The following is a 1,291-nucleotide window of genomic DNA, read 5'->3' as shown; positions in this document are numbered from 1 at the left end:
CCCGTAGATACTCTGTTTCCGGTCAAGCTTTCGCGAAGTGCTTTTCGCTGAAAAGCTTGGCCGTATCAAAATCCTCTCCCGTTCGGATGCATGCCCACAGCCCTGTCAGGTATTTGCGCATGACGGCTCCGATTGCTTGCATCTTCTTCTTTCCACGAGCCAATAGCGCTGCGTAGAAGGCTTTCACATAGTCATCGCAGCGAATTGCACTCAGCGCTGGCATAAACATCGCCGCGCGCAGGTAGGCATTTCCTGTTTTGCTCATTCGACCCGGCTTGTCGATGCTGGTCCCGGACTGGGTCAGTCGCACATCCAACCCAGCATGACGACTCACTTGGGCCGATTTAAGTGTTTTGGGAAGCGTTGTCAGCTCCGCCAGCGCAGTGATCGCCGAGGCTTCTCCTACACCGGGCGCGGCCATCATGTGCTTCAGCTGAGCGCTCAGCTCCGGGCACTGGGCGATCTGTTCACGAGCAGCTTGTTTGAGTCGATCGATACGCCGGTCTAAGGCTTCGATGGCCTCTTCTTCATCTTCGATCAGCAGCCGTATCGTCGTTTGCGTGGCTTTCAAGGCGTGCAGCTGGTTCTTGGCCCGAGTGCGAGAGCCAATCAGTCGATTGATATGACGTCCGAGTGCGCGAAGGGCCACCTGTTCTGCAGTGGGCGGGGTCCAAAGGCGAGGCGTCATGCGCTCGGCATATTCGGCCAGCAGTTGCGCATCGATCGCGTCGGTTTTGCTGCTGGTCAGCATGACTTTCGCAAAGTTGTGGCAACTTTTAGGGTTGATCACCGAGACCGGTAATCCGGCTTCAGCCAGGGCCATGGCGAAGTCCAGGTAGTAAACCCCCGTCGCCTCCATGACGATGCCTTGAGGTTTCAAATCCAGCAGCTTTTTCACCGCCAGCTTATGGCCCTTGGCTGTCTGTTCGATGTCCCAGGTTCCTGCTGGCCGACCCTTCTTACGCCAAGCCATGGCAATGCTGCGAGAGCCGATGTCCAGACCGACATAAACATTCATGCTTCCAACTCCTTGGATAAAAGGCAAAAATGTCTCCGGTTCCCCCGACCTCGAACTTCATGCCGCTACAACCTTGTAATGCGAAGTCCGACTTGTCGGCTTCTCGATACTCTTCGTGGTGGGCAATGAGGCGGGGGAGCCTCTCTACGGACAAGGTCAGAAACATCCTGCCTTCAGGAGCGAGCGGCCTCCCCCAGAAACGCATTTGCATGTGTGCACCGACGAGATTAAATCCTCTCGTTTGATTCCGGTGCAACATACAAGGAGCTGCCG

The 1,291-nt window shown here is 56.0% G+C and carries 1 protein-coding gene; it reads right to left on the bottom strand.

What is annotated here, in order from left to right:
- Positions 1 to 22: 22 nt before the first annotated feature.
- On the bottom strand, positions 23 to 1,018 hold the full coding sequence (locus AC1RKH_RS28070) for an IS110 family RNA-guided transposase (RefSeq protein WP_493064620.1): 996 nt from the start codon (positions 1,016 to 1,018) through the stop codon (positions 23 to 25).
- Between the last annotated feature and the right edge of the window lie 273 nt (positions 1,019 to 1,291).

Source organism: Pseudomonas sp. GW822-FHT06B12 (assembly GCF_058799675.1).
Note: the sequence above shows the minus strand (reverse complement) of the source record. Positions and strands in the feature narration are given on the sequence as shown.

Coding starts and splice junctions, on each gene's coding strand:
- AC1RKH_RS28070 (WP_493064620.1), bottom strand. CDS start 1,018: ATGAATGTTTATGTCGGTCTGGACATCGGCTCTCGCAGCATTGCCATG.